General features: G+C 58.7%; 12 protein-coding genes and 11 pseudogenes. 6 read left to right on the top strand and 17 right to left on the bottom strand.

The features are described from left to right. Window positions 1–82 precede the first annotated feature (82 nt). The 5 genes and pseudogenes from SOPEG_RS02865 to SOPEG_RS02845 all read right to left on the bottom strand — a co-directional run. Window positions 83–727 (bottom strand): annotated as a pseudogene (locus tag SOPEG_RS02865) (ABC transporter permease subunit); the annotation flags it as partial. Between the two features lie 9 nt (window positions 728–736). Beyond that, complete coding sequence (gsiC, locus tag SOPEG_RS02860) at window positions 737–1,657, bottom strand: glutathione ABC transporter permease GsiC (RefSeq protein WP_025244226.1); 921 nt, start codon at window positions 1,655–1,657, stop codon at window positions 737–739. A gap of 11 nt (window positions 1,658–1,668) precedes the next feature. Continuing rightward, window positions 1,669–3,211, bottom strand: a pseudogene (gene gsiB, locus SOPEG_RS02855) (glutathione ABC transporter substrate-binding protein GsiB). 30 nt (window positions 3,212–3,241) lie between these two features. Continuing rightward, a pseudogene (locus SOPEG_RS02850) lies at window positions 3,242–5,177 on the bottom strand (dipeptide ABC transporter ATP-binding protein). Then, the gene (locus tag SOPEG_RS02845) at window positions 5,177–6,133 is read right to left on the bottom strand and encodes an isoaspartyl peptidase/L-asparaginase family protein (RefSeq protein ID WP_025244225.1); all 957 of its coding nucleotides are present in this window, start codon (window positions 6,131–6,133) and stop codon (window positions 5,177–5,179) included. The pseudogene SOPEG_RS02850 and the gene SOPEG_RS02845 overlap by 1 nt, the downstream one beginning before the upstream one ends. Before the next feature lie 350 nt (window positions 6,134–6,483). Here SOPEG_RS02845 and moeA point away from each other — a divergent pair. Both moeA and SOPEG_RS02835 read left to right on the top strand, forming a co-directional pair. Beyond that, window positions 6,484–7,718 (top strand): annotated as a pseudogene (moeA, locus tag SOPEG_RS02840) (molybdopterin molybdotransferase MoeA). A gap of 9 nt (window positions 7,719–7,727) precedes the next feature. Continuing rightward, window positions 7,728–8,333: pseudogene (locus SOPEG_RS02835) on the top strand (ThiF family adenylyltransferase). A 14-nt stretch (window positions 8,334–8,347) separates the two neighbouring features. On the opposite strand, the pseudogene rlmF reads toward SOPEG_RS02835, so the two are convergent. The 3 genes and pseudogenes from rlmF to ompX all read right to left on the bottom strand — a co-directional run bounded on the left by rlmF (window position 8,348) and on the right by ompX (window position 12,190). Next, window positions 8,348–9,386 (bottom strand): annotated as a pseudogene (gene rlmF / locus SOPEG_RS02830) (23S rRNA (adenine(1618)-N(6))-methyltransferase RlmF). A 97-nt stretch (window positions 9,387–9,483) separates the two neighbouring features. Then, a complete protein-coding gene (locus tag SOPEG_RS02825; protein WP_025244224.1) occupies window positions 9,484–11,079 on the bottom strand; it encodes an ABC-F family ATPase in 1,596 nt (531 codons plus the stop codon). A gap of 592 nt (window positions 11,080–11,671) precedes the next feature. Next, on the bottom strand, window positions 11,672–12,190 hold the full coding sequence (ompX, locus tag SOPEG_RS02820) for an outer membrane protein OmpX (RefSeq protein WP_025244223.1): 519 nt from the start codon (window positions 12,188–12,190) through the stop codon (window positions 11,672–11,674). A 1,616-nt stretch (window positions 12,191–13,806) separates the two neighbouring features. On the opposite strand from ompX, the gene dps reads away from it, so the two are divergent. From dps to SOPEG_RS25890, 3 genes are all read left to right on the top strand, one after another. After that, entirely contained in the window at window positions 13,807–14,310 is a 504-nt protein-coding gene (dps, locus tag SOPEG_RS02815; RefSeq protein WP_025244222.1) for a DNA starvation/stationary phase protection protein Dps, read from the top strand. A 124-nt stretch (window positions 14,311–14,434) separates the two neighbouring features. Continuing rightward, complete coding sequence (locus tag SOPEG_RS02810; protein ID WP_025244221.1) at window positions 14,435–14,701, top strand: DksA/TraR family C4-type zinc finger protein; 267 nt, start codon at window positions 14,435–14,437, stop codon at window positions 14,699–14,701. A 237-nt stretch (window positions 14,702–14,938) separates the two neighbouring features. Next, on the top strand, window positions 14,939–15,487 hold the full coding sequence (locus tag SOPEG_RS25890) for a flavin reductase family protein (protein WP_025244219.1): 549 nt from the start codon (window positions 14,939–14,941) through the stop codon (window positions 15,485–15,487). Here the strand turns inward: SOPEG_RS25890 and SOPEG_RS30525 are convergent. From SOPEG_RS30525 to istA, 4 genes and pseudogenes are all read right to left on the bottom strand, one after another. After that, window positions 15,421–15,604 (bottom strand): annotated as a pseudogene (locus SOPEG_RS30525) (ATP-binding protein); the annotation flags it as partial. The gene SOPEG_RS25890 and the pseudogene SOPEG_RS30525 overlap by 67 nt on opposite strands. A gap of 57 nt (window positions 15,605–15,661) precedes the next feature. Then, entirely contained in the window at window positions 15,662–16,585 is a 924-nt protein-coding gene (locus SOPEG_RS02795) for an IS5 family transposase (protein WP_025243983.1), read from the bottom strand. A 74-nt stretch (window positions 16,586–16,659) separates the two neighbouring features. Further along, a pseudogene (istB, locus tag SOPEG_RS02790) lies at window positions 16,660–17,229 on the bottom strand (IS21-like element ISSoEn3 family helper ATPase IstB); the annotation flags it as partial. Between the two features lie 11 nt (window positions 17,230–17,240). Next, window positions 17,241–18,792, bottom strand: a pseudogene (gene istA / locus SOPEG_RS02785) (IS21-like element ISSoEn3 family transposase). Between the two features lie 130 nt (window positions 18,793–18,922). Between istA and SOPEG_RS02780 the strand changes: the two are divergent. Then, window positions 18,923–19,204: pseudogene (locus tag SOPEG_RS02780) on the top strand (flavin reductase family protein); the annotation flags it as partial. Between the two features lie 402 nt (window positions 19,205–19,606). Here the strand turns inward: SOPEG_RS02780 and SOPEG_RS02770 are convergent. The 5 genes and pseudogenes from SOPEG_RS02770 to SOPEG_RS02750 form a co-directional block, all read right to left on the bottom strand. Further along, complete coding sequence (locus SOPEG_RS02770; RefSeq protein WP_025244215.1) at window positions 19,607–21,466, bottom strand: M3 family metallopeptidase; 1,860 nt, start codon at window positions 21,464–21,466, stop codon at window positions 19,607–19,609. A 34-nt stretch (window positions 21,467–21,500) separates the two neighbouring features. After that, window positions 21,501–22,471, bottom strand: a pseudogene (gene ybiB, locus SOPEG_RS02765) (DNA-binding protein YbiB). Window positions 22,472–22,503: 32 nt separating this feature from the next. Further along, window positions 22,504–23,127: an FMN-binding negative transcriptional regulator gene (locus tag SOPEG_RS02760; RefSeq protein WP_038468116.1), complete on the bottom strand. Its 624-nt coding sequence runs from the start codon at window positions 23,125–23,127 to the stop codon at window positions 22,504–22,506. Window positions 23,128–23,223: 96 nt separating this feature from the next. After that, window positions 23,224–25,356 carry an ATP-dependent DNA helicase DinG gene (dinG, locus tag SOPEG_RS02755; RefSeq protein WP_038468113.1) on the bottom strand — a complete coding sequence of 711 codons (2,133 nt, stop codon included), beginning with the start codon at window positions 25,354–25,356 and terminating at the stop codon, window positions 23,224–23,226. A gap of 127 nt (window positions 25,357–25,483) precedes the next feature. Continuing rightward, entirely contained in the window at window positions 25,484–25,711 is a 228-nt protein-coding gene (locus SOPEG_RS02750) for a hypothetical protein (protein WP_025244214.1), read from the bottom strand. Window positions 25,712–25,726 lie beyond the last annotated feature (15 nt).

Here is a 25,726-nt window from a genome sequence, read left to right as displayed (position 1 = left end):
GCGCACACGTGATCGAATATCACTGGAATGGGTGATCGGAAAATATCGGAATAACTGATCGGATGTCGCCGGAACAGCTGATCGGATACGTCGGAATCTGCAGGAAGGGCAGGCTGGAGGCGGTAATGATCGACGTGCCGATACGCATCGTGAAAAACACCACAATGGACGACAGCGTGCCCGGCAGAATATGGCGCAGAAGAATGGTCGTGTCCGTCACGCCGATACTGCGGGCGGATTCGATATAGGTCTGGTGCTTGAGCACCAGCGTATTGCCGCGCACCAGACGGGCGAAAGCCGGGATGCTGAATATGGCCACCGCGACAATCACATTCGACATGCCGCTGCCCATGATAGCCACCACCGCAATCGCCAGCAAAATACCCGGGAAGGCGAACAGCACATCGCAGATACGCATGATGATGCGGTCCCAGGCGCCTTCATAATAGCCGGCCAGCAGGCCGAAAAAGGTGCCAGCGGCCATACCGATGATGACTGAAAACACCCCCGCCGCCAAAGAAATGCGGGCGCCCATCAGTATCCGGCTAAAAATATCCCGTCCCAGCGAATCCACCCCCAGCCAATGAACGGCCGAGGGCCCCTCGTTCAGGCGGTCGTAATCAAAGTAGTTTTCGGCGTCAAACGGCACCAGCCAGGGCGCCAGCAGCACCACGAATATCCCCGTCACCACCGCCGCCAGCGCGGCGTTGCGTCGCCAAAATTGCATCACGTTTCGTTACCTGTAGCGAATGGAGGGGTTAATGGCGGCATACAGCATGTCCACCATCAGATTGATGAGGATAAACTCCAGGGAAAACAACAGAACCTCGGCCTGGATAACCGGATAATCGCGCAGCGTGACCGAATCCACCAGCAGACGACCCAGGCCGGGCCAGTTAAATACTGCCTCCACCACGATCGATCCCCCCAGCAGGAACCCGAATTGTAAACCCATCATGGTCACCACCGGGATCATGGCGTTGCACAGGCCGTGCTTAACCACCACCAGACTTTCGCGCACCCCTTTGGCACGGGCGGTGCGCATATAATCTTCTTGCATCACCTCGATAAACGAAGCACGGGTAAAACACGCCATAATCGACGCCACCGCCGCGCCAAGGGTAATCGACGGCAGGATATAGTGGCGCAGCGAGTCCGCCCCGACCGTGGGTAGCCAGCCCAGCTGCACCGAGAAAATTTGCATCAATAGCATGCCGAGCGCGAAAGCGGGAAAGGAGATACCCGATACCGCAAGCGTCATCCCTAATCGATCGGGCCAACGGTTGCGCCACACCGCGGACAGAATGCCCAGCGGCATGCCGAAGATAACCGACCAGACCATACTGGTCACGGTCAGCCACAGCGTGGGCATAAACCGGCTGCTTATCTCGCTGCTTACCGGCCGCTTGGAAACCATCGAGGTACCAAAATCGCCCCGCACCGCATGGGTGAGAAAGCGCCAGAACTGCGTCGGCAGCGGTTGATCCAGCCCGAGATCGTGGCGCACCAGAGCCACCACCGACGCATCCGCTTCCGGCCCCGCCGCCAGCCGGGCGAGATCGCCCGGCAACAGATGGACAAACCCGAACACCAGCACCGCCACAATCAGCAGCGTCGGGATGAGCCCTAACAATCGCTTGATGAAATAATTCAGCATAACGGCCTGGGTTATTTCATATCGGCGTGCGAGAACTCGAAGGAGCCGTCCGGCATCACATAGAAGTCGCTCAGGTTTTTATTGCGCGCATACCCCAGCTTTTCGGCCGCCAGGAAAATCCAGGGGGCGTCGGCCCAGAGGGTATCCTGCGCGTCTTTATACAGCCGGGATTTTTCCTCGCGCGAGGTGGTTTTCAGCGCGGCGGCCAAATTCTGATCCACTTTAGGACTGCTGTAAAACGCGGTGTTGAATAACGCCGACGGCGCCGACTGGCTGGCGAACAGCGGTGAAATGGCCCAATCCGCCTCGCCGGTGGACGCGGACCAGCCGGAGTAGAACATCCGCACGCCGGTCTCTTTCACGCCCTTGCTCTCCACCTGCGCCACGCGTTGGCCGGCGTCCATCGCCGTTACCGTGGTTTTCACCCCCACCTGATTCAACTGCTGTTGCACGAACTGCAACACTTTCTGGCTGGTGCTGCTGCTGTTGTAAGACCACAGCGTGGTGGAGAAACCGTTGGGATAGCCGGCTTCTTTCAGTAACGCGCGCGCCTTGGCCACGTCATAAGGCCAGGGCTGGTATTGCGTCGAGAAATCAATGCTTTTCGGCACCGGCCCCTGCGCCGGCGTGGCGTAGCCGGAGAACGCCACTTTAATCAGCGCGTCTTTATTGATGGCGTAGTTTAACGCCAGGCGCACTTTGACGTTATCAAACGGCTTTTGCGTGACGTTGAGGCTGATATAGCGCTGCACAATCGACGGCGCGGAGATAAGCTCCACCTTGCTATTATCGTCCAGTACCTTGGCCTGCTCATAGGGAATCGGATACGCGAAGGTCGCTTCGCCGGTCGCCAACATGGCCGCGCGCGTGTTGTTATCCACCACCGGGCGCCAAGTGATGCTGTCTAGCTTGTTTTCCCCCTGCTGCCAGTAGCCGTCGAAGCGCGTGACTTTGACGAAATCGGTTTGATTCCAGGTATCGAACCGATAGGGACCGGTACCGACCGGGTGGAAACCGATCTCTTTGCCGTATTGTTTCAGCGCCGCAGGAGAGATCATGGCCGCCGCCGGGTGTGCCAGGTTATTGATGAAGGCCGAGAACGGGGTTTTCAGGGTGACTTTAACCTGATAGGGATCAATGACCTCGGTCTTGGCGATCATTTTAAACAGGTTAGGTTATAGCGCTTGAGATGGTTATCCGGGTTGCTGGCGCGATCCAGGTTCACTTTCACCGCTTCGGCGTTGAAATCGGTGCCGTCCTGGAATTTCACTCCTTGGCGCAGCTTGAAGGTGTAGGTCAGGCCGTCATCGCTGGCGGTATAACTCTCCGCCAGGACATTTTGCCGCTTCATATCTCTATCGAAGTCGAACAATCCCTGATAAAACGATTTGGCCACCGCCTGCGACAGCGTGTCGTTGGCGTCATAGGGATCCAGGGTGGTGAAATTAGAGTTCACCGCCACGACGACATCTTTGGCGCCCAGGCCGGCGCAGCGACCAGCGTGGTTAACACCGCCGTGGCCATCAGCCAGTTACGCTTACCATGTTGCTGCATCATTCGCTACTCTCTCCTTGAAAAGATCTGTCAGTAAGCACCTCCTATCGCGTGGCGGGCGACATAATGTCCCTCGCCCACCCGTTCGAGCGGCGCAACCACCGGTTCATCATCCAGCGCCCGGATGGGGCTGGGGATTTCGTCTGCCTGTAACACGCGATCGCGGAGACAGCGGTCGGGATCGGCCACCGGTACCGCGGACATCAATTTGCGGGTATAGGGATGGCTGGGATGCTCGAAGACCTGCCGGCGCGAACCGATTTCCACGATCTGCCCCAAATACATCACTGCCACCCGGTGGCTGACCCACTCCACCACCGCCATATCGTGGGAAATAAATAAAAACGCGATGCCGTATTCCCGCTGCAGATCCAGCATCAGATTGACTATCTGGGCCTGGATGGAGACATCCAGCGCCGACACCGATTCGTCGGCAATCACCACCTTGGGATTAAGGGCCAGCGCGCGAGCAATACAAATCCGCTGCCGCTGTCCCCCGGAGAATTTGTGGGGATAGCGCGCAGCGTGCTCAGGCAACAGGCCGACACGTTCAAGCAGCGCCGCGACGCGCAGCTCGGCCTGCTTGCCCTGCGCCACGCCGTGTACCAGCAGCGGCTCCATAATGGAATAGCCTACCGTGAAGCGCGGATCCAGTGATGCGTAGGGATCTTGGAAAATAAACTGAATATTGCGCCGCAAATGCTGCAACGCGTTACCGTGCAGGCGGTTGATGGACTGGCCGTCAAACACGATATCGCCGCCCTGGCTTTCCACCAGACGCAATAGCGCGCGGCCGGTGGTGGATTTACCGCAGCCGGATGCTCCCACCAGCCCCAGCGTCTCGCCGGGATAGAGGGAAAAGCTGACCTTTTCCACCGCGTGTACCCGGCGCTGGATGCGGTTAAAGATACCGCCGCGGATATCGAAGCGCGTGACCAGATTGCGCACCTCCAGTGTCGGACCGCCGTCGGTGCGCACCGTATCCTGCGGCCAAAGGGAGTGCGCCGCGGCGTCAACGGGCGCCTTAGCGGGAACAGACGGCCACGGCGGTGGCCGCGCGCAGGAGCGGGAATTTCGCCGGGAAATCGCTGTCCGCCATCGAACCCAGCCGCGGCACGGCGGCCAGCAGCGCCTGCGTATAGGGATGGCGCGGCCGGTGAAACACTTCGCTGGCCGCGGCGGATTCCACGTCATTGCCCTGATACATCACCAGCACCCGATCCGCCATTTCCGCCACCACGCCCATATCGTGGGTAATAAACATCACCCCCATGCGCATCTCCTACAGCAGCAGCCGAATCAATTGCAGGATTTGCGCCTGAATGGTGACATCCAGCGCGGTCGTGGGCTCATCGGCAATAAGCAGCGCCGGCCGGCACGACAGCGCCATGGCAATCATCACCCGCTGGCGCATCCCACCCGAAAGCTGATGCGGGTAGCGATCGAGAATATTGCGCGCTTCGGGGATCCGCACCAAATCCAGCATATGCAGGGCTTCTTGTCTGGCGCTGCGATGATCCTTGCTCTGGTGCATACGTAGGGATTCCGCTATTTGTTCCCCGACCGGGAACACCAGATTCAACGAGGTCATCGGCTCTTGGAAAATCATCACCATATCCGCGCCGCGCAGCGAGCGCAACGTCGGCGCAGAGGCGCGGCGCAGATCCACCAGCTGCCCCGAGCGCCGGCGGAACAGCAGCGTACCGCCCTCGATGCGCCCGCCACCGAGCTCCTCCAAACGCATGACCGACAGCGACGTGACGGATTTCCCCGACCCCGACTCGCCGACGATAGCCAGCGTCTCACCGCGGTTGACGTCGAAATAGAGGTTACGCACCGCTTCGATACGCCGTCCTTCCCGCTGGAACTGGACGCTGAGATTGCGCACCGATAATACCCGGTCCTCCGGCAGCGCCAGGGCGCCGTTGTCGGCGGCGAACGTCGCGGCGGCATCTGACGGCGCCATCAGCGGTAAATCCCCACGTCCGGCGCCTGGCCCACATAGCCGACCGCGCGATACATGCCTTCGCTGCTGAACGGCAGCGCCACATGACCGGCGACGTCCACCGCAATAAGCCCGCCCGACCCGCCCAAGGGCAAGATTTGATCAAATATTACCCGCGCGGCCGCCTGCTCCCGCGTCAAGCCGGCATAGGCCACCAGCGCCGCCACTTCATTCGCCGCGGCGGTGCGGATAAACATTTCGCCGCTGCCGGTGCAGGAGACGGCAACGGTGGCGTTATCGACATAACAGCCGGCGCCAATGATCGGCGAATCTCCGACCCGCCCCGCCTGCTTATTGGTCATTCCGGCGGTGGAGGTGGCGGCTGCCAGATTACCCTGGCTATCGCAGGCCACGGCCCCGACGGTACCCAATTTCCGGTCCGGGTCGATAGGGTCCGTCGAGGCGGCCGCCCCGTCGTGATCAAGCAGCGCCCCGCTGTCCGCGGCCAGGGCGCGCTGGAGTTGCTGATACCTTTCAGGCGTCGAGAAAAAGTCGTTCTCCACGCGCGCCAACCCCCGGTTGAACGCGGACTGTTCCGCGCCCTCGCCGGTAAACATGACATGGGGGCTGTACTCCATGACCGCCCGCGCGGCCAAGATGGGATTGCGAATATGCCTGACCCCGCAGACGGCGCCCGCCGCGCGGCTGCGGCCGTCCATGATGCTGGCGTCGAGTTCGTAGGCGCCCTGATGGGTGAACACCGCCCCGATGCCGGCGTTGAACAACGGGCACTCCTCAAGCAACCGTACCGCTTCCGTAACGGCGTCCAGAGCGCTACCGCCGTCGGCCAGGATCGCTTGGCCGCTGCGGGTGATAGCGTCAAGCGCCCGGCGGTAGTCGCGTTCTTTTTCAGCGCTCATCGTCTGACGCGACAGTGCGCCGGCGCCACCGTGGAGTGCTATCACTGCTTTGCTCATTGCAACGGTTACCCTGTCGATACGTAATGATGGGCTCGCCCTGCCAGGGTTCCGGCACGGGCCGCGGACAATAACGGTTCAGGCTATTAAGTGTTAGGCTAAACGTTAACATGTTATCGATTTTGACTATATGGACGCGCTTGGCTGCTGTAAAGTAGAAATACGTGATATTAATCACTGAGGTGATATTGTTTCAGAGCGCGATGCTCTGCCAGCGCGCCGGGCATCACGACCTGAGCCTGAGCGCAGCATCGCTGGCTCGGTTCTCTGGTATCGAGTTCTCTGCCATAATAGGGGCAGCTTAAAACCCGGCGGCTAGCGAGGAATACTCGCCGCCTACAGGAGTTGTCATGGTTACCCCCTCTTCTTCTCTGCTGACGCTTGAGCAGGCGTTGGCCACTATGCTCGACGCCGTAGACCCCGTCACTGTGGCCGACACCGAAAATGTGCCGTTAACCAATGCCTGCGGCCGTATCAGCGCCGAGCTAATCGTGTCGCCGGTCAACGTCCCGCCGTTCGATAACGCCGCGCTGGATGGCTATGCCGTCAGGCTGGCAGACCTTACGCCGGGCGCTCTCCTGCCGGGCGCTGGCGGGCGTCCCCTTCACCGGCCAATGGCCTGCGGGCAGCGCGCTGCGCATCATGACCGGCGCCCCCACCCCGGCGGGCGCCGAGGCGGTGATCATGCAGGAATATGCCCAGGTCGATGAACAGGGCGTACGGTTTAGCGTTGCCCCGGCCACCGGCGAGCATATTCGCCGGGTGGGCGATGATATTCGCCAGGGAGATGAGGTGTTGCCGGCGGGCTGGCTGTTGCAGGTGGCGGAGCTGCCGCTGCTCGCATCCCTGGGCATTGCCTCGGTGCGCGTTTGCCGCCGCCTGCGCGTGGCCCTGTTTTCCACCGCCGACGAATTGCGGCCTATCGGCGCGCCGCTGGCCGCCGGCGAGATCCACGATACCAATCGCTTCGCCATCAGGCTGATGCTCACACAACTGGGCTGCGAGGTTATCGATTTGGGCGTTATCGCCGATGACGCCGCCGCCTTGCGCGAAGCGTTTCGCCAAGCGGACAGCCGGGCGGACCTCCTCATCACCAGCGGCGGCGTGTCGGTCGGCGAAGCGGACTATACCAAAACCATGCTGGAAGAGTTGGGGCAAATTCATTTCTGGAAACTGGCGATGAAGCCCGGTAAACCCTTTGCCTTTGGACGCCTGGGCCAGGCCTGGTTTTGCGGCCTGCCGGGCAATCCGGTATCGGCAGCGATCACGTTTTATCAGTTGGTGCAGTCGCTCATTGCCCGTCTTGGGGGGGGGGGGGCCGTCGGGACTGGCGCACGCCGCCGCGCCTGCGCGCGCGCTCACGCCGCTCGGTAAAACCCCCGGCCGCCTGGATTTCCAGCGCGGCCGCTACCGCCTCGACGACACCTGCGAGCTCACGGTCGAAACCACCGGGCCGCAGGGATCCCATGTCTTTAGCTCTTTCGCCAGCGCCAATTGCTTTATCGTGCTGGAGCAGGCGCGCGGCGACGTCGCCGCCGGCGAATGGGTGACGATTGAACCGCTTAACGCCTTGTTGCAGGGCTAAGGAGGCAGCGTGGCGGAGGAATTGAGTCATCAGGAAATGCTGCGCTATAATCGCCAGATAATGCTGCGCGGCTTCGATTTCGCCGGTCAGGAACGGTTAAAAGCCAGCTGTGCGCTGATTGCCAGCCTGGGCGGGCTGGGCAGCGCGGCGGTCAATCCGCACGTCACGCTGACCACGGTGGACGACGTGCTGGACGATGACGGGCTGTCCGCGCCACTGGCCGAATGCGATATCGCGCTGGATTGCACCGATAATGTTGCGGCGCGCGAACAGCTCAACCGCTGCTGTTATCCGCAACGCCTGCCGCTCATTTCCGGCGCGGCGATCCGAATGGAGGGGCAAATCAGCGTCTTTCGCTATCGGCCGGATGAACCCTGCTATCGCTGTCTGAGCCGGTTATTCGGCGCCGAAAGCCTGACCTGCGCCGAAGCGGGGGTGATGGGGCCGCTGGTGGGGATCATCGGCGCGCTATAGGCGATGGAAGCCATCAAGGTGCTAACCGATTACGGGCAATCGCCCTCGGGTAAACTTCTAATGTTGGATGCGATGACGCTGCAACTGCGGGAAATGCGGCTACCGCGTCATCCCGATTGCGAGGTGTGCGGCGCGCCCTAGCCCCCGCCGCGCCATCAGTCGCGCCAGCGGCGCGCGGCCCACTCCGCCTGGCCCACCGCATCATAAAAACTCCAGGCGACAAAACGGCTGATTTTCTGTCCCTGCCCCATTTGCATCGTGCGCACCGCGCTGGCGCCCGCCTGCTCGATAGTGCGATACAGCGGCGCTAACGAACTGCTCTTCGACAACAACGTCGTGAACCACAGGCAGTGACGCGCATAGGCGACGCTTTCCGCGACCATACGGCGGACAAATGCCAGCTCGCCGCCTGGACACCATAGTTCATTATGCCGACCGCCAAAATTGGCTGCCGCCGCGTCGGTCTGGCGCACCGAGAAACCGTCGCCCGATGCGCCACCCAGATCCCCCGCACCGAAGGTGTTTTCCCGCCGGCGCTGCGTCGACCGTGCCAATTGAATCTGCTTACGTCGCGTGCTGGCCTCGGCCTCGCGCGCCGATGCGTGAAACGGCGGATTGCACAAGGTGGTATCGAATCGTTCCGCCGCACCAATGATACCGTTGAAGATAGCCGCCGGTTGGGATTGTCGACGCAGGCGCAACGCGCCCGCCAGCGAGGGATTCATGTCGGCGATGTGTCACACCCAGCGCAGCGAGGGCGGATCGATATCCGAACCGGTAAAGCGCCAGCCGTATTCATGATGGCCTATGATGGGGTAAATACAATTGGCGCCGACGCCGATATCCAGCAGCATCACGCGCCGACCGCGCGGAATGTTGCCGCCGTTGCCGGCCGTCAGTAGGTCCGCCAGGTGATGCAGATAATCCGCCCGTCCCGGAACCGGCGGGCAGAGAAACCTGGCGGGGATATCCCAGTGCCGCAGGCCGTAATGGTGGCAACAGCGCGCGGTTGAGCAGGGTCACCGCCGCCGGCGAGGCGAAATCCACCGAGGGCGTGCCGCCGGGCGTCGGTCGGACAAACGGGGCCAGCGGCGGGCAAGCGACCACCAGCGCGGCGAAATCATAGCGGCCACGGTGGCGATTGCGCGGATGTAAGGACGTCTTTTCCGCTGTGGGCAGAACGGATTTTTTCACGGCAAACTCATTGGGCTAACGGCCGGCGCCCGCAAGTGCGGGACGCCGGCGCGGGGTAAGGCAAACCTTGGCCGCGCAAGGAAAGGCCATTACCGATTCAGTTCACACCCTGACTGCGCAGGTAGTCTTCATAGTTGCCGCTAAAATCGACCACCCTGTCCAGCAGGATTTCCACGATCCGCGTTGCCAGCGAACTGACGAATTCCCGGTCATGAGAGACAAACAGCAGCGTTCCCTGATACAGCTCAAGGGCGGCATTCAGCGATTCGATGGACTCCATATCCAGATGGTTGGTGGGCTCGTCCATCAGCAAGATATTGGGCTTTTGCATCATCAGCTTACCAAACAGCATCCGGCCCTTCTCGCCGCCGGACAGCACGCCAACCGGCTTTTTAATATCATCTTGGCCAAACAGCAGCCGGCCAAGGATGCCGCGCACCGCCTGCTCATCGTCACCGGCCTGTTTCCACTGGCTCATCCAGTCGAACACCGTCATCATCTCGGCGAACTCGGCGGCGTGATCCTGGGCGTAATAGCCGATATTGGCGTTTTCCGACCATTTTATCTCACCGCTTTGCGGCGCCAGCTCGCCCATCAGCGTTCTGAGCCGGGTGGTCTTACCGATACCGTTGGCGCCGAGAATCGCCACTTTCTCACCCACCTCCACCATCATATTCAGGGCGCGAAATAGCGCCGCCGCCGCCTCGAAGCCCTGGGTCACCTGCTCTACCTGTAGAGCATTGCGAAACAGTTTCTTCTCTTGCTCAAAGCGGATAAACGGATTTTGCCGGCTGGAGGCTTTGATTTCGTCAAGCTTGATCTTATCGATCTGCCGGGCGCGTGAGGTCGCCTGGCGCGATTTGGATGCGTTGGCGCTAAAGCGGCTGACGAACGACTGCAGCTCGGCAATCTGGGCTTTTTTCTTGGCATTATCCGCCACCAGCCGCTCGCGCGCCTGCGTCGATGCCGTCATATACTCGTCATAGTTGCCCGGATAGATGCGCAACTCGCCATAATCCAAATCCGTCATATGGGTGCAGACCATGTTCAGGAAATGCCTGTCATGGGAGATGATGATCATCGTGCTGTTGTGCTCATTCAACACCTGCTCCAGCCAGCGGATGGTATTGATATCCAGGTTGTTGGTCGGTTCGTCAAGCAACAGAATGTCTGGATTGGCAAACAGCGCCTGCGCCAACAGCACGCGCAGCTTCCAGCCGGGCGCCACTTCGCTCATTGGGCCGTAATGCTGTTCCAGCGGAATGCCGACCCCCAGCAGCAGCTCGCCGGCGCGCGCTTCCGCGGGATAGCCATCCATTTCACCGTACAGCACTTCCAAATCCGCCACCCGGTATCCCTGCGCTTCGCTCATCTCCGGCAGGGCGTAAATGCTATCGCGCTCCTGTTTGACCGCCCACAACTCCCCATGGCCCATGATAACGGTATCCAACACGCTATTTTGTTCGAAAGCGAATTGATCCTGACGCAATTTACCGAGGCGCTCGTTGGAATCCAGGCTGACATTGCCGGCGGTAGGCGTCAAATCGCCGCCCAGAATTTTCATCAGGGTAGATTTACCGCAGCCGTTGGCGCCAATGAGGCCGTAGCGGTTGCCGCCGCCAAACTTGACGGAAATGTTCTCGAACAGCGGTTTACTGCCGAATTGCATGGTGATGTTATTACTTATCAGCAAAGGAGAGACTCTTAATAAAGTGTGACATTCACCATATTATGCCATAAAGCGGCGCGAGATGGCGCCTAATCTGTGGTCTGTCGCGACAGGATGACGACACGACTCTCAACAGGGCCGTTTCGCAAGCCGGGCCGCAAAATGGCTAAGCCCCACCCTAGAGAAGGAGGACCGAACGCAGGGGGGAGGGGGAAATTCGCCAGAGGCGAAAGGGTCTAGGCCACGCGCTTATCAGCGAGCCCCGCGAGCGGGTTGAGTCGATAAACCCAAAGAGCATTACGGGTAACCAAAGGGAAACGCCAGTGGCCTTATGTCAGGCACGAAGGAGTTAGGAGTCAAATCACGCTGCGGTTAAGTGATGCATGACAGCGACGCGTCAAGCATGGGTGCTCTTCGCTTCAGGAAGGGTGTAGTCAGGCAGATTGCGGGTATAGCCAAGTAGAGGCGTCTGGCTCGAGGGAGAAACGGTTGCCAAGGAGCGCGGCGATCATAAGGCGCGCCAAAACGGCGCGCCTTCACCCGGTGAAACATCAAACCTTCCACCGGAGCAGCCATCAGGCGGCAAAGCCACAAAGGGCCGCCGCCCGCATGAGACTTAGAAGCGGTAACCTACACCGGCAATCCAGGTACCGACGTCGGTGGAACGGATACGGCTTTGTTCATAGGAGACGTCAAGCGCAACGTTTTCCATCGGGTTGAACTGCAGACCGGCACCATAGGCAACGCCGACATCGCTGCTGCTGCCACGGCGATTACCGTCCTGGGCATTCGAGATGGATTTGCCATAGCCCAGACCGACGACGCCGTACAGGCTGGCCCAATCATTGATGCGCCAAGCCGGACCAGCGGTGAAGCCGTAGTATTGACCTTTATCGTAATCGCCGCTTTCAGCGCGGTTTTTTTCGATATAGGTGAACGAGGAGATTACGCCCAGCGGCTGGTCATTGTCCCACTCGTAGCGGTATTTTAAGTTAAAGCCGTTAGCTTTGTTCGCTACGCCCTGCAGGTCACCCTGTGCATAACCGGCGGAAACGGTGCTTTCACCTGCTGTTGCGGAACCTGCTGCCACTGCCAAAACGCAAGCTAAAGCTGAAAGACATGCAATTTTTTTCATAACCACCTCAAATGTGAATGTACGTCCTAACCATGAAAATATACCAAAACCTAGCATGAAACTTTGCTTAATAATTGTTGTCTAAATAAAGGTATCGTGTAACATAAGTTTTCAGACACTTCTATCCTATTCATTTTACTTATGTTTTGAACCGCCGTCCCAAAAGGACCTTTACTTATCCTTACAACATATCCAGAACATTCCGAATCGACCGTTTAAAAAATAGACCTTTACCGATGATTTTTCCTATCTTTTTACGTTTTTTTCACGCTTCCGTACAGGCGAAACGGCATAAAAAGAAATCTTATTTAATAAGTATTTAATTTCATGCCTTGCCGGCGGGCTTATTTTCGCACTCAACGGCAGAAAAAAGCACCTTTGCGCCGCGCGCAAAAGGTCTTAAAACGAAATAATAATTATTCCCAACCCAGCTTCACTCTGTGGGTTTCCAAAAATATATTCCCTTCCTTTAAGAAATAGTGGCGGCGCGGTGCCGAAACGGTAGTTATATCTCGCCCACCGCCTGGGCGTTATCCCGCTGCCGAGGAAAGAATAGAGCCAAAGAGCGGGGAATAAAAGCGCCACCTGCACTGAAAATATAAGATGTCTTCATTAAACCCGCCGCTTTTTATTCCCGCTGGCTATAACCTCATCGCCCCTAGCCTCATTACCGTTGCTCGCGGCGCGAGGCGGCCCTGCGCGCGCTGGGGCATTGGCCGAAGCTGGGGGGATACGTCTTGATGCCGCTCCCCGCAGCCTTTGCTCAAATTTTTTGGCGCCTTATGGCGCTGGCTATCGGCTAATTTTGGCTCTCATGGCGCTGGCTATCGGCTAAGTCGCGCCCTGATTATGAAATTGGCTACCTTATCGCGATCATGCCCCCGTGAGAGGCGGTTGCGCAAGGGGAAGAATCGTAGGAGGATAGAATATGCCCTTACTCCCTACCCGCATCCTCGTCGGCAGGGCGTGGCAGCGCAGCCTACCGGCGCTAGCGCGGACGATAGCGCAAAACCCCGGCGTCGTAGCGGCATCCGAAAAACGCGCGCGCATGGCCAGTGCTGATAAACAGGTCTGACTGTCAGCCGGCATTGCTGTTGCGCCCCCGTCTGCTGCATGGCGCAAACGGTCGGCATGCTTGATGCGCTGATATTGTCGGTAGAAATAATGTCTCCGCCATCCTGTATGCGGCGGCAGATGCCGGTATCGATGACATATCCATCATATTTGATGCGCTAACGTTGCCGCTGTGGATGACATGTCCAACTTGCTTGATGAGCTGATGTTGCCGATAGGGATGACGCGTCCTGCAATAAATGGCATGGCCGGCAGCGTTGCGGCGAGTAATACTACCGCGCGTCGCCAGCGCCGTACGCTGGGCCTGCAGCGCCAATCACGCCGGCGTGGACGGCGCCAGAGGGTGTCATTGCCTCACCGTCATTTCCGGCGGTAATAGGCGAGAGACTGTCGTGGCAGCGGATGCGGCCGCGGCCAAGTCAATTAAGATAATAAATCAGCGATAGCTTTGATAGGGAGTAAGATTCTAAATCGCTGCTATAATTATTATCTGAATGAAATTAAAAACGAGCCGTTACGAACTAATAAGAGGATGAGTAATTATGAGTACCGCTAAACTGGTTAAAACGAAATCTTCTGAACTCATTTTTACGCGCAATGATGTGGACGAACAGGTTAAAACCTCGACTATCGCCACGCTTAACCGTATTGTGATTGAACTGGTGGATCTGGCGCTAATCACAAAACAGGCGCATTGGAATATGCGTGGGAACAACTTTATTGGCGTGCATGAAATGCTGGACGGTTTCCGTACCGCTATTCTTGACCATCAGGATACGATTGCCGAACGCGTGGTGCAATTGGGCGGGGTCGCGTTGGGTACGTTACAGGTGACCAATGATAAAACCCCGCTGAAAAGCTATCCGACCACCATCCATACGGTGCAGGATCATTTGAAAGCCCTGGCCGACCGTTATGGTATTGTCGCTAACGATGTACGCAAGGCGATCACCGAAGTTGAGGATGAGGATACGGCTGATATCTTCACCGCGGCTTCCCGTGACCTGGATAAATTCCTGTGGTTTATCAAGTCTAACATCGAATAAATCCGCGTCAGTGCCAACGCGGGTTGGCACGGGCTTGCGTAATACCCTAAAGGCTGACGGCACGATCGTCGGCCTTGTTATACTGACTCATTTTTTCACTGACTTAATGGCCGGAGGTGACACCATGGCAAGTGGATGGGCGCCGAAGGGTGCCGTGCAGGATCAAATTGATGCCACTCTCAACGATGCGGTACAGCGCGTTCGACAGGGGCTTACCGGCGGCGTAAGCGCGCAATATTGTCAGGAATGCGGCGATCCCATTCCCGAGCCGCGCCGTGCTGCGGTGCCTGGCGTGCAGTTGTGTCTGACCTGCCAACGCGAACAAGATAAACATCGAGCGAGTTATGCCGGCTACAATCGCCGCGGCAGTAAGGATAGCCAGCTGCGCTAAGGTAGCGCTGACAGCGCATGGCGGCCGTGCCGCACCAACGCGGCACACGTCCGGTGCAGAGGGCGCATCGAAGGCGCAGGAGCGGGAATGACCTGCGCGGTCTGGCCCCGCTCTTGGCACCCTCGGATAAGCACGCCCTGCCGCAGGCCGCCTATAATCGACGTTTTACGATTCGACATGTGGCCTGCGCACGGGTGAGCCGCATGGTGGCGTAAGCATTGGCTGGAGGATGCCGATATGACCCGCAGCTCGCACTACTTTTACGAACCGGCGCAAGGCCACGGTTTGCCGCACGACCCGTTAAACGCCATCATCGGCCCGCGGCCCATTGGCTGGATAGCGTCGGTTAATGCCAAAGGACAGCGCAATCTGGCACCCTACAGCTTTTTCAATTGTTTCAACTATCATCCGCCGATCATCGGCTTTTCCAGCGCCGGCTGGAAAGATAGCGTGGCGAATATCCACGCCACCGGCGAATTCGTCTGGAATCTGGTCATGCGTCCCCTGGCCGCCACCATGAACGAGACCTCCGCCTCGCTTCCCGCCGGCGAGGACGAGTTTGCCGTTGCCGGCCTGACGCCTGTCCAAGGGGAGTGCAGATTCCGACGTATCCGATCAGCTGTTCCGGCGACATCCGATCAGTTATTCCGATATTTTCCGATCACCCATTCCAGTGATATTCGATCACGTGTTCGCTCATCTTCTGACTCAGGTTTAGTTATTTTTCCTGTGCTGGCTACTCCTTGCTCTTTGCGTAGTGATTCGCCTTTAAGTTCCAGTCTATAGCTGGGATGTACTAACCGATCGAGTAACGCGTCAGCTGTCGTGGGGTTTTCTATCAGTCCATACCATTTTTTCACCGGCAGTTGACTGAGTCAGGATGCTGCTGCTTTTGTCGTAGCGACGCTTTGTTGAATAAATCCGAAATTTGTGACGACTTCCTCCCTATCAGGGCGATTGTTACATGATGCGGACGCTGTTTGGCATTCCTAACAGTGTGATCCGGTTAAGTGCTTTAACCATTGCCATTGCCTCACCTACCTGCGCGTCATAGTCATGCAGACTCAGATGACCACCCAGAAGTGTTTTAAACCGGAACATGGCCGTTTCAGCCAGTGAACGCCGGTGATAACCTACTTTCTTTTTCCAGGTATCGTTATTGCCGCTCAGATGCTGATTTGCCACCGCATGGTTACGCTCATAGTATCGAGCTGGCCAATATTGCGCACCACTTCGCGGTGGGATAAGCGGCTTTATTTTTTTCCTCAGCAGAGCATCATGACAGTAACGCGTATCGTAAGCACTGTCAGCCGACGCTTCCCTGATTTTCCGGTGGGTTTGGTTAATCAGCCCGGGCAGCGCCTGCGCATCTGTCGTACCGCTTAGCGATAAATCGGCACAGATAATTTCATGTGTCACGCTATCTACTGCCAGATGAAGCTTGCGCCATACTCTGCGCCTCTCAGCCCCATGCTGCCTGACTTTCCATGCGCCTTCGCCGAAGACTTTCAGGCCGGTGCCATCGATGACCAGGTGTGAGATTTCGCCGCGGGTTGGCGTTTTTATGCTGATGTCGACGGTTTTTGCTCGCCGGCTGACCAGAGAGTAATCTGGGCAGCGCAGCGACAGCCCCATCAGTTTAAAAATTGAGTCAACGAAACCCTGTAACGCCCGGAGCGAAAGGTTAAACACGCGCTTTATCATCAGAACCGTGGTAATGGCCATATCGGTGTAGTGAAGCGGCCGGCCACGATGTTCAGGTGGTGTACTCTCAGTCCATGCAGCAATGGCTGACTCATCAAGCCATACTGTCAGGTCCCCCCGCTGCCTGAGCGCATTGTTGTATGCGGGCCAGTTGGTAATTTTAAACTTTTGCTTTGCCATGGGGACCTGATGTTGAAACGAATGTAGTGATCAGAGCCGCCAGTCACCTAAAAGTTCGATTTATTCAACAAAGCCTCGTAGCGATCTTCCATCACCTCCAACAGCATCGTTGCCTGCATCGGACTTATTGATTCTAGGCCCACGTCGTCCAAGATCAGTAACTCTATTTTTTCTAACTGCTTAAGCTGTTTTAGATAGGTCCCGTCTACCTGACACTGGTGAAGATGGGCCAGCAACCGACCCACTCGCCAGTAACGCACGCTATATTGCTGCCGGCATGCCTGCTCACCAAGCGCACAACTGAGCCAGGTTTTGCCCGTACCTGTCGGCCCCGTGATGAGTATGCTTTTCTGATATTTCAGATATTGTCCCCCTAGCAGATCTCGCATCTGTTCCGGTGTCACTCCTCGGCTAGGGATATAACGGATATCTTCCGGTTTTGCCTGCAAGCGCATTTGCGATTGCCGTCGAATACGGAATATGTAGTTGTTTTTTCTATGAAAATTTTCCGATTCTACCATCAGCGACAACCGCTCCTCGAACCCCAGCTCCCCATAACTCCCCGGGAGTTCGCGTTGCGTCTCCAACGCCTGGACCATTGCCGACAACTTCAGCTCTCGCAGAGCCATTAACAGTGTATCCATATTTATTCTCCTTAGTGATAACTGTCCGGACCTCGGAGGTTTTCGTGAACCAGCATTGATACGCCGGCTCCGTCCTGGGTGACCTCACTTTCACGACCGTGTTTCAATACGTTGGCTATGAAAGAGCGGTTAATGCACCCTTTCTCCAACGCCAGCGCGCAGGCCTTCTCCAGTCGCGTCGTCTCATAGCGCCGTTGCAGATTGAGTAGCCCCAGCACGGAGCGGTAAGCCTGCTCCGGATGGGCTTTGCTCTTTTGGATGGACTCGACCACTTTCAGTGTGCACACACCCACCGACAGCGCCCAACTGCACAGCCTTTCCGGCGTACACTGACTCTGCCCCTTATGGTTAAGCCGGCATGTGCGCCGCCTGAGTCGTGTGCCTATAGGCGTTATCGCTGCGAGGGTGCGTAGCCACGCAGACGCCCTTATGGTGGATTTGCACCAGCCGTTGGGTGGCGATGACGTCAACGCGCTCGCCAACCAGCGGATGCGGCACCGAGTACCAGTTTTTGCCGTAGTCTATGTGGTAATCAGGTCCCACTCGGGCAACGAGATACTCACTGTATTCCCATTGTGTGGGCGGTAGAGGCCCAAGAGCCGGTTTGTCCAGCTGCTCGAAGCGTTCAAGGCGACTTTGTCCGCCGTAATGACGCATCGGGCGCAGATTCAACTCATGATTGAGTTCTCGTATCACCTGGTTGAGTTCGGCCAGCGAGTAGAACCTACGTTTACGCAACCGGGCCAAAACCCAGCGTTCTACCAGCTGAACAGTTGATTCTGCCTTCGCCTTGTCTTTCGGTTTTCTCGGGCGCGCCGGTAGCACCACTGTCTCATAGTGATTTGCCAGCGCCTGGTAGCTCTGGTTTATGACCGGCTCATAGCGGTCAGGGGTGCTGACAGCGCTGCGCAGATTATCAGGTATCATCAGCTCCGGAACCCCACCCATGAAGTGCAGGCAGCGGCTATTGGTGTTGAGCCACGATGCCATGTCCTGGCCTTCGCAGGCTTCGATATACGCATAGCCTGACACGCCCATGGCAGCGACGAAGATAGCGACCTGGCGTACGCTATCGGTCGCAGGGTTGACGATAGGTACGGTGGGGCCACAGAAGTCGATGAAGAGCTTTTCGCCAGCCTTGTGCTCCATGCGCATGGAACGCCGCTGCTTCTTTTTCCAGTCACGGAACAGTGCACAAAACTGTGAGTAACCGAGGGCATCACCGCCCACGGCGGACTGATCTTCCATCCAGAGCAGCTGCTTGGTCATGCCCTTGCGGCTTAACTCGGTATCGATATCAAGCCAGCTGGGTAAGGTATTGATAACTTTTCCGGATTTGCCGGGATAGAGCAAGCGGTCGAGGTCGACGGGGGACAGTTCCGCCGGCAATGGCCAGACCAGGTTAGCTACCGTGAATCGGCCGAGGATATCGTGCACGGTAGTACAGCCTATGCCGAGCGCTGCTGCGATAGTGCGATTCGAGCGACGCTGCTCGGATTTCATACGTAACACATTAATATAGATGCACATTTCCGTTCTCGCTTTCTTCTTTTTACGTGCCATGCCATGCCCCCGGAAGCTAAAAGTCTCCAGAGTATGGCGGAACAGAAGATGAGCGATCGGACAGAATCGGAATCGCTGATCGGGCGACCGGAATCAGTGATCGGATGTGACCGGAACCAGCAGGGAGCGGGTGAAGGCCCATCGCGTCGCCCAAAGTCCGGTCAATTTTGAATGTCGTCTGAGTCAGTGTATTGCGCTGGTGGACGCCAGCGGCCACGAAACCGGCAGTTGGCTGGTATTAGGGGAAGTGGTGGCGGTGCATATCGATCGCCGGCTACTGGATGCCGACGGAGTATATCAGACCGCCGCCGCGGAGCCGGTACTGCGCGGCGGCGGTCCTAGCGCCTATTTTGGCATCTCCGCGCAGCAGCGCTTTGACCTGGTGCGTCCCGACGATCGCAACCGTCGTTAACCCGACGCCTACGGACGCCGCGGCAGGTGTAAAGATAATGGGACGGTGTTATCAAAAAAATGATGGTCTCGTTCAAAAATTTCCTAAGAAAAATCGTATCAGCCAGCGTATCATACGCTTCCGTTATGATATAGTTTATAGAGTTATTAGTATTAAACTCTCTTTTAAGGCTGGTATTATTCTCTGCGCCGTGGCCCTGAGTCAGGGCGCGGTCGCTTCCCGTCTCACGGATATGCCGCGCGATCCGCGCAGCGACAGCGCCTGCATGGTGCAGACCACCGCCGACACCGCCGGCCGCTGCACTGCCCGCGCTTCGCCGTCGAGAATCAACTCACCCGGCCAGCAAAGGCTACCGCTCGGGGTACCCTCGAACAGCGCGGCGCATAGCGCCCGGCCCTTTGCTCAGCCGTAGCGCCGCTGTATCGCTTGCGCGAATTGCCGGCACACCGTGTCATCTCCCTCGGCATTGCTTGCCAGCACCTCATCGCCATCCACGACCTGTATCTCGGCCTGCCAGGCGAAATCCACCGGCGGTTGGGGACGCGTCTGCGCCTGAGCCATGCAGTCCTGCGCCTGCCGCCACGCCTGCTCGACGGTCTGATTGCAGACGTTGGCCAGATAGGCCGGATTAAAGCCTTCGCCGGTCAGACTGACCAGCGTGGCGTCATGGCTGACGCTGTTGCCCGGTTGCCAATAATGCCGCGCCAAACTCGGCCCAATCGCCGGATTATCGGTCAGGTAACCGTCACGCTGCATAAAGAAACGCCGGGTCTGTTCCACCGCCATCAGCGCCAGTAAGTAGCCTTGATAGGAGCAGGCGGACTCCTGCGACAGCAAATGTGGGATCGCCATGGTTGGCCGTGGACTGCCGTCGATGCCCAGGATGCGCCGTTCATTGTCCCGCGCCAGACGGGTGATGGCCTCAGGCGTTAATTGTGCGTCATCCCATTGATACAGCGCCCACTCAAAATAGGGCACCAGCAGAATATGGCGCTCGTTAAAAGCGCGCATCGGCTGGCGCGCGGCGATAGCGTCGTGGATAAGCGCGTCCGATACCGCCTCGCCACGATCGTTGACAGCGTAGCGTTTCAACCAGTCCGCATCGTCAAGCAGACTGTCGCAAAACATTGATTGCGTTTCTGCATAGGCCATTGAAGTGGGCGGAAACTCCTGTGAAAAGCAGGGCGCATTCTGGCGGATATTGGCGAAATGGGCAGCATGTCCCCCTTCATGGAATAAGGTGGCAATGCCGCTAATGCCGCTGCCGAGCTGATCGGGCCGCGCCAGGCTGGTAAAATTGATACGCGCCGGCACCCAAGTGCCCTGCGACAGAAACGACGGCACCGAGCCGTGCATAAAACCGTTTTCATATTTACCCTGCCGCACCAGCAGATCCAGCTGCATGCGCGCGCCGTTGAAACCGATATGCAGCCGCTTGAAACTGTCCACCCAGCTGCGTAGCGAATCGGCAAACGGCAAGTAGGGATCCAACTGCCGGGTTACATCGCCGGCGCTGGCGTAGCGAATATTCCAGGGCGCCAGCGCCGCATCGCCCTTTTCGCTCGCCAGCCGCCGCAGGCTGGCCTGCATGCCGTCGCGGGTCTGCAGCTCGAAGCTGTCGAGGATAGCGAACAGCTGCTCCGGCGTCATCTGCTCGGTTTTGTTTACCTTATAATCAAAAAAATTGCGGTAGCCCATCTGCCGGGCGAAGCGGTTACGCAGGCTGACCAGTTCGGGAAAACCGTTATGCAATAGCCACTGCTCCAAATCCCGTAGCGCCTGCTGCGAACTTTGCCGGCAGCGTTCGCTGTCGTTATTGGCCTGATTGGTCAGCAATTCGCCCAGGGTCGCGGCGACGGGTGGGTCCTGCTCGGCCAACAGATGCTTGAGCGTGAGCGTTTTACGCCGCGCGTAAAGATCGTTCTCTGCGGCGATAATCTCATCCATCAACCCCTGCGCCAGCGGATCTTCGATGACGTTGCAATCAAAAAAACGCGCCCAGCCGCGTAAGCCATGCAACATCTGATCCCGTTCGGGCGAAGACGGCGCCGTCGCCAGCTGGCTGATTAAATGGCGCAACTCGGCGGGGCGCGTTGGCTCGGCGATAAAGCGTTTGTAGGCAGTTTCCGCCGCGGCGAATCGCCCTGACACCTCCGCTCCGCCCGTGCCCATATAGTGTTGCCAGAACAGGTCTTCTTTGGCCTGGTGCACCGCCAGATAATCCTGATTCAGGCGGTTGAAATAGTCGATAGCATGTGGCATGTGGTGTGCTTCCGGTTAGCGGCAAAAAGGGTATTCAACGGCGGGCCAGTCGGTTATCCACGTCGTGGAGCGCCGTCGGCAGGTCGGCGCTCTGCCCGGTGGCGATCAGACAACACCCGAGCTGCAAACGGATAGCCTCGGGCAAAGGCCGATGACCGTCCAGACGGGATTCAACCCAGCGGGCGGTGGCGGCGGCCTCGCGGCTGTCCGGCAGGCTTTCCAGCGGCGGCAGCGCATTGAGTGCGGGATCCAGCAGCAGCCGCGGCTCGCCCCCTTGAACATGATAGATACGCGTGAGGCGCTTGGGATTGGCATAGCTTTCGCCTTCGGTGCCGTTCATCAACAGGGCAGTGGCGTTGATAGCGCTGAAAAATCCCGCGACGCGCGGTATGTATTCCGGATGGGAAACGCTGCACAGCCGCCAATGGGGATGAGAAGGAAACGGCGTCGCCAGTTTCGCCAGCGTGTGGGCGCTGTTGCGCACCCCCAGCCGCCAGCGTAGCTTCAGCTGGCGCGTCAACGACGGCGAGAGCACCTCCACCGGAATAAACAGCACCCGCGGCGCTTGCGCCAGCGCGGCCTGCGCCTCGTCGCGCGAGGTAACGCCGTGAACGCCGAGCTCGCGGAAGATAGCGGCGCTGGTCACCCCGGCCGGGATCCTCGGTCACGCCATGCACCACGACCGGAAACCCGAGCCGGGCGAGCGCCAGCAGCGGGGTCAGATTCGCCTGCTTACGCGCGCCGTTGTAACTGGGAATGACGATAGGCGGCGGCAGCGATGCGGGGGCCTGTAGCCCCATCACCTGCTCCTGCATCGCCTGATAAAAACCGAGCAACTCCTCGGGGGGCTTCTGCCTTGATGCGCATGGCGATGAGCAAAGCCCCCAGCTCCGGTACGTCGCCGGCCAACATGGCGCGATAGAGGGTATAGGCCGTTTCGCGGTCCAGATCCCGGGCGTGATGTTTGCCGCGCCCGATCTCTTTAATAATTTTGTTGTAATCCATTCATCACCTGTTCATGGCAGGGGAGAGGCCTGTCAACCGCGCCCCATCTCCCGGGCCAGCGGCCCATTACCGTCGGCCATCAGCCCGGCTATCGCGCCGTCGCGGTCCGCGCAGCTGCGGTTTTGGCTCAATTTCCATTTTGCCTCGGTGCGCGTCACGCGAATTTCAATCCCCACAATAGCGCCTATCAGGGTGTCGATAAAGCCCGGGGGGGGGACATCTTCAACCCGCCAGGGCGCCTGTCGCCGCGCCTCCTGGTTGTCGGTCAACACCCGCAGCAACGCCATCAGCCATGCCGGGTCGTTTATCACCTGCGCCTGGCCGTGGCAATGCACCGTTTGGTAATTCCAGGTCGGCACGACTTTGCCGTGCTCCGCCTTGGCCACATACCAGCCGGGAGAAATATAGCCGGCCTCCCCTTGAAAAATCACCAGACAAGTGCCATCGCGCGCCAAAGATTTACCGTGAGGATTGGCACGCGCCAAATGCCCGCGCAGCCGCCAGGCGCCGTCGGGATAACTGTCCAGCAGCAGCGGCAGCGGATCCGCCTGCAAGCCCTGTTCGCCGAGGCTTATCAACTGCGCCAGCGGATGGGCCGCGATAAGGGCGCGCTGCGCCTCGACATCCGTCTGTCGGAGCGCGGGAGGAATATACATGTGGCTCTCCTGAACACTAAAGCCTAGGCCTTACAAAACTGACTTTATCCTGCTCTTAAGGCAATAACAATTCATCCGGCCGCGCGTTTGCGGCTCTTAGTCGCTCGACGTGGCCGGTTGCGCACTGGCCCCCGCCGCAGGGGCCAGCGCCGGCTGGACAATAGGAAATACCGGCAGCGCCGCCAGCAGACGAGCGCCATAGGATTTGGTCAATAACCGCCGATCATAGATGATCACCTCGCCGTGACAGTCGTGGCTGCGGATAAGACGGCCGACCTGCTGAATCAAATTGAAAGAGGCGCTGGGCAAACTCTGTACCTCAAACGGATGGCGCTGCTGAGTTTTCAGCCACTCGCCCTCGGTCAATATCACCGGACTGTCCACCGGCGGAAAAGCCACCTTATGAATATGTACCTGGGTGAGCCATTCCCCTTTCAGATCCAACCCTTCGGCGAAAGATTGCAGCCCCAAAAGCGCGCTGGTCCGCCCGCGGTCAACGCGCCGGCGATGTTCCTCCACCAGACGGTAACGGGGCTTATCCCCTTGCACCAGCAAATGCGGGCGCAGATCGGTCACCTGGTCCAAAAACAGCCGCAGCGCGCGATGGCTGGCGAACAGTACCAGCATGCCCCGGTGCGACGCCTTTTCCCATTCGGCGCGAAAATAGCGCGCCATCCAGGCGATATGGTCCGCTTCCTGCGCCATGACCGGATCCATCGGCATACGGGGGATAACCAGACGGCCCTGGTGGCGGTGATCGAAAGGCGACGCCAGCGTGATGAAGCGATCGCCGTTGCGCTCATGCAGGCCGGACAGCTCCTGAAGACGCGCGAAACTTTCGAGGGACCGCAGCGTGGCGGAGGTGATGACCACGTGGGGGATCCTTGACCACAGCAGTTTTTCCAACTGATCGCTGACGCGGATGCCGACGCAGTGCAAAAAGAGTTGGGCGCCGTTGTCGCCCTGTTTTCGGGTCAACCATTTGGAAATCGGCGCATTTGAAGCCTTCTCGAGCGCGGCCAGCCGCCACAGCCGGCTGGTGGCCTCCCAAAATCCCTGAATACGGCTGGTCTGCAGCAGTGCCTGGCGCAGGCGCACAATATCGTGCTTGCCGGTTTTTTCGCCCAGGTCCGCCAGCAAAAACTCAGCCAGCATCCGCAGCCTGTCCGACAGTTTGCAGAGTTGCGCCGCCGCCTCGCTCATCGGCGCCGGCAATACGCCCAGCGCAAAGCGGTGCTCACCCTGCACGCTGTCGTGAGGCAAATAAGCCTCGGCCTGCTGCTCGAACAGGCCGATAAGCGCCAGCAGCTCGTCGCAATGGGCCTGAAGACGCGTCTCCTGACTGAGCTGCGGCGGGCGCGCGGGTCGAAACTGGGACAGGATTAGCGCCGTTTGCCGCCGAAACTGCTCTAGCTGGTGAGCAAAAAAGCGGCTGGATATCTCGCCGTCCATTTCCAGCGCATCCCGCGCCACGTCCGGCAGATGGTGGCCTTCATCAAGCACCAGCAGCATGTTTTTCGCCTCCGGCAGCACCGACTCGCTTTCCAGCGCCGCCATGACCAGCGCATGATTGGCCACCACCACATCGGCGTTTTCTATCTCTTTGCGCGCCAGATAAAACGGACAGTCGCGGAAATAGTGGCAATTACGCCCGAGACAGTTCGCTTTATCGGTGCTGAGCCTGGCCCAGAGCGGATCGCTCACGGCCTGGGGATAGTGGTCGCGTAGGCCGTCCCAGCTGGCGTTATTCAGCGACGTTTGCAGCGCCACACATTGCTGATGTTCGGCGCCGCTGGCGGGGGCCAGCGGGTCATCGAGAAATAGCAGCAGATCGCCCTGACTGACGCCATCCGCCGCCAGATTGCGCGGGCAGACATAGCGCCGACGTCCGAATGCGCCGATAAAGGTCAAATCCGGTATGAGCTTTCTCAGCAGCGGCAGATCCTTACTGAAGATTTGATCCTGTAGGGCGACATTGGCGGTGCTCACCACCAGCGGTTTTTGCTCGGCGCGACCGATGGCGATGCCCGGAATCAGATACGACAGCGTTTTGCCGACGCCGGTGGGCGCTTCGATCACCAGATGGCGTTCGATATCCCCCGCCAGCGCGCGAGCCACTTCCGCTATCATCTGCCGCTGCGGTTCACGGGGGATGAAATCGGGAACATGCTGCTGTAGCGCTTTATACCAATCGTGGATTTGCGCTTTGGTTGCTAAGGAGAGCGCCATCGTTCAGGCCTTATCGCTTGGGAATGCGGCATTGTCCCACAGTCGCGGCGCGGCGTCAGCTTTGTGCTGTATAAAACTGCAGGGCTTTTCCCAAACAGAGCGATGCCGGCCGGTCGCGATAGTGCCGCTAAGGCGCCAGCGGTTGCAACGCGCCGCAGCCCAGCGCGGTACCGTCGGGCACGGCGTAGGCGATGGCGAAACAGCCGCCCGCGCCGAACGTCTGCGCCGGATCGAATGAGGTGCGGCCATCGTCGCCGGTCAGCGCGCTTAAGGCGGCGGAAAGTTCATCCATTAGGCTGCGCGCCGCGGCGCTGTGCGGCGACGCTAGACGGATCGCCAGCGGCGTCGGCGTCACCCGCCGCTCCTTGTT

This window comes from Candidatus Sodalis pierantonius str. SOPE (genome assembly GCF_000517405.1).
Taxonomy (GTDB): domain Bacteria; phylum Pseudomonadota; class Gammaproteobacteria; order Enterobacterales; family Enterobacteriaceae; genus Sodalis_C; species Sodalis_C pierantonii.
The sequence above is the reverse complement of the archived record's forward strand: the minus strand, read 5'-3'. Positions and strand labels throughout refer to the sequence as shown.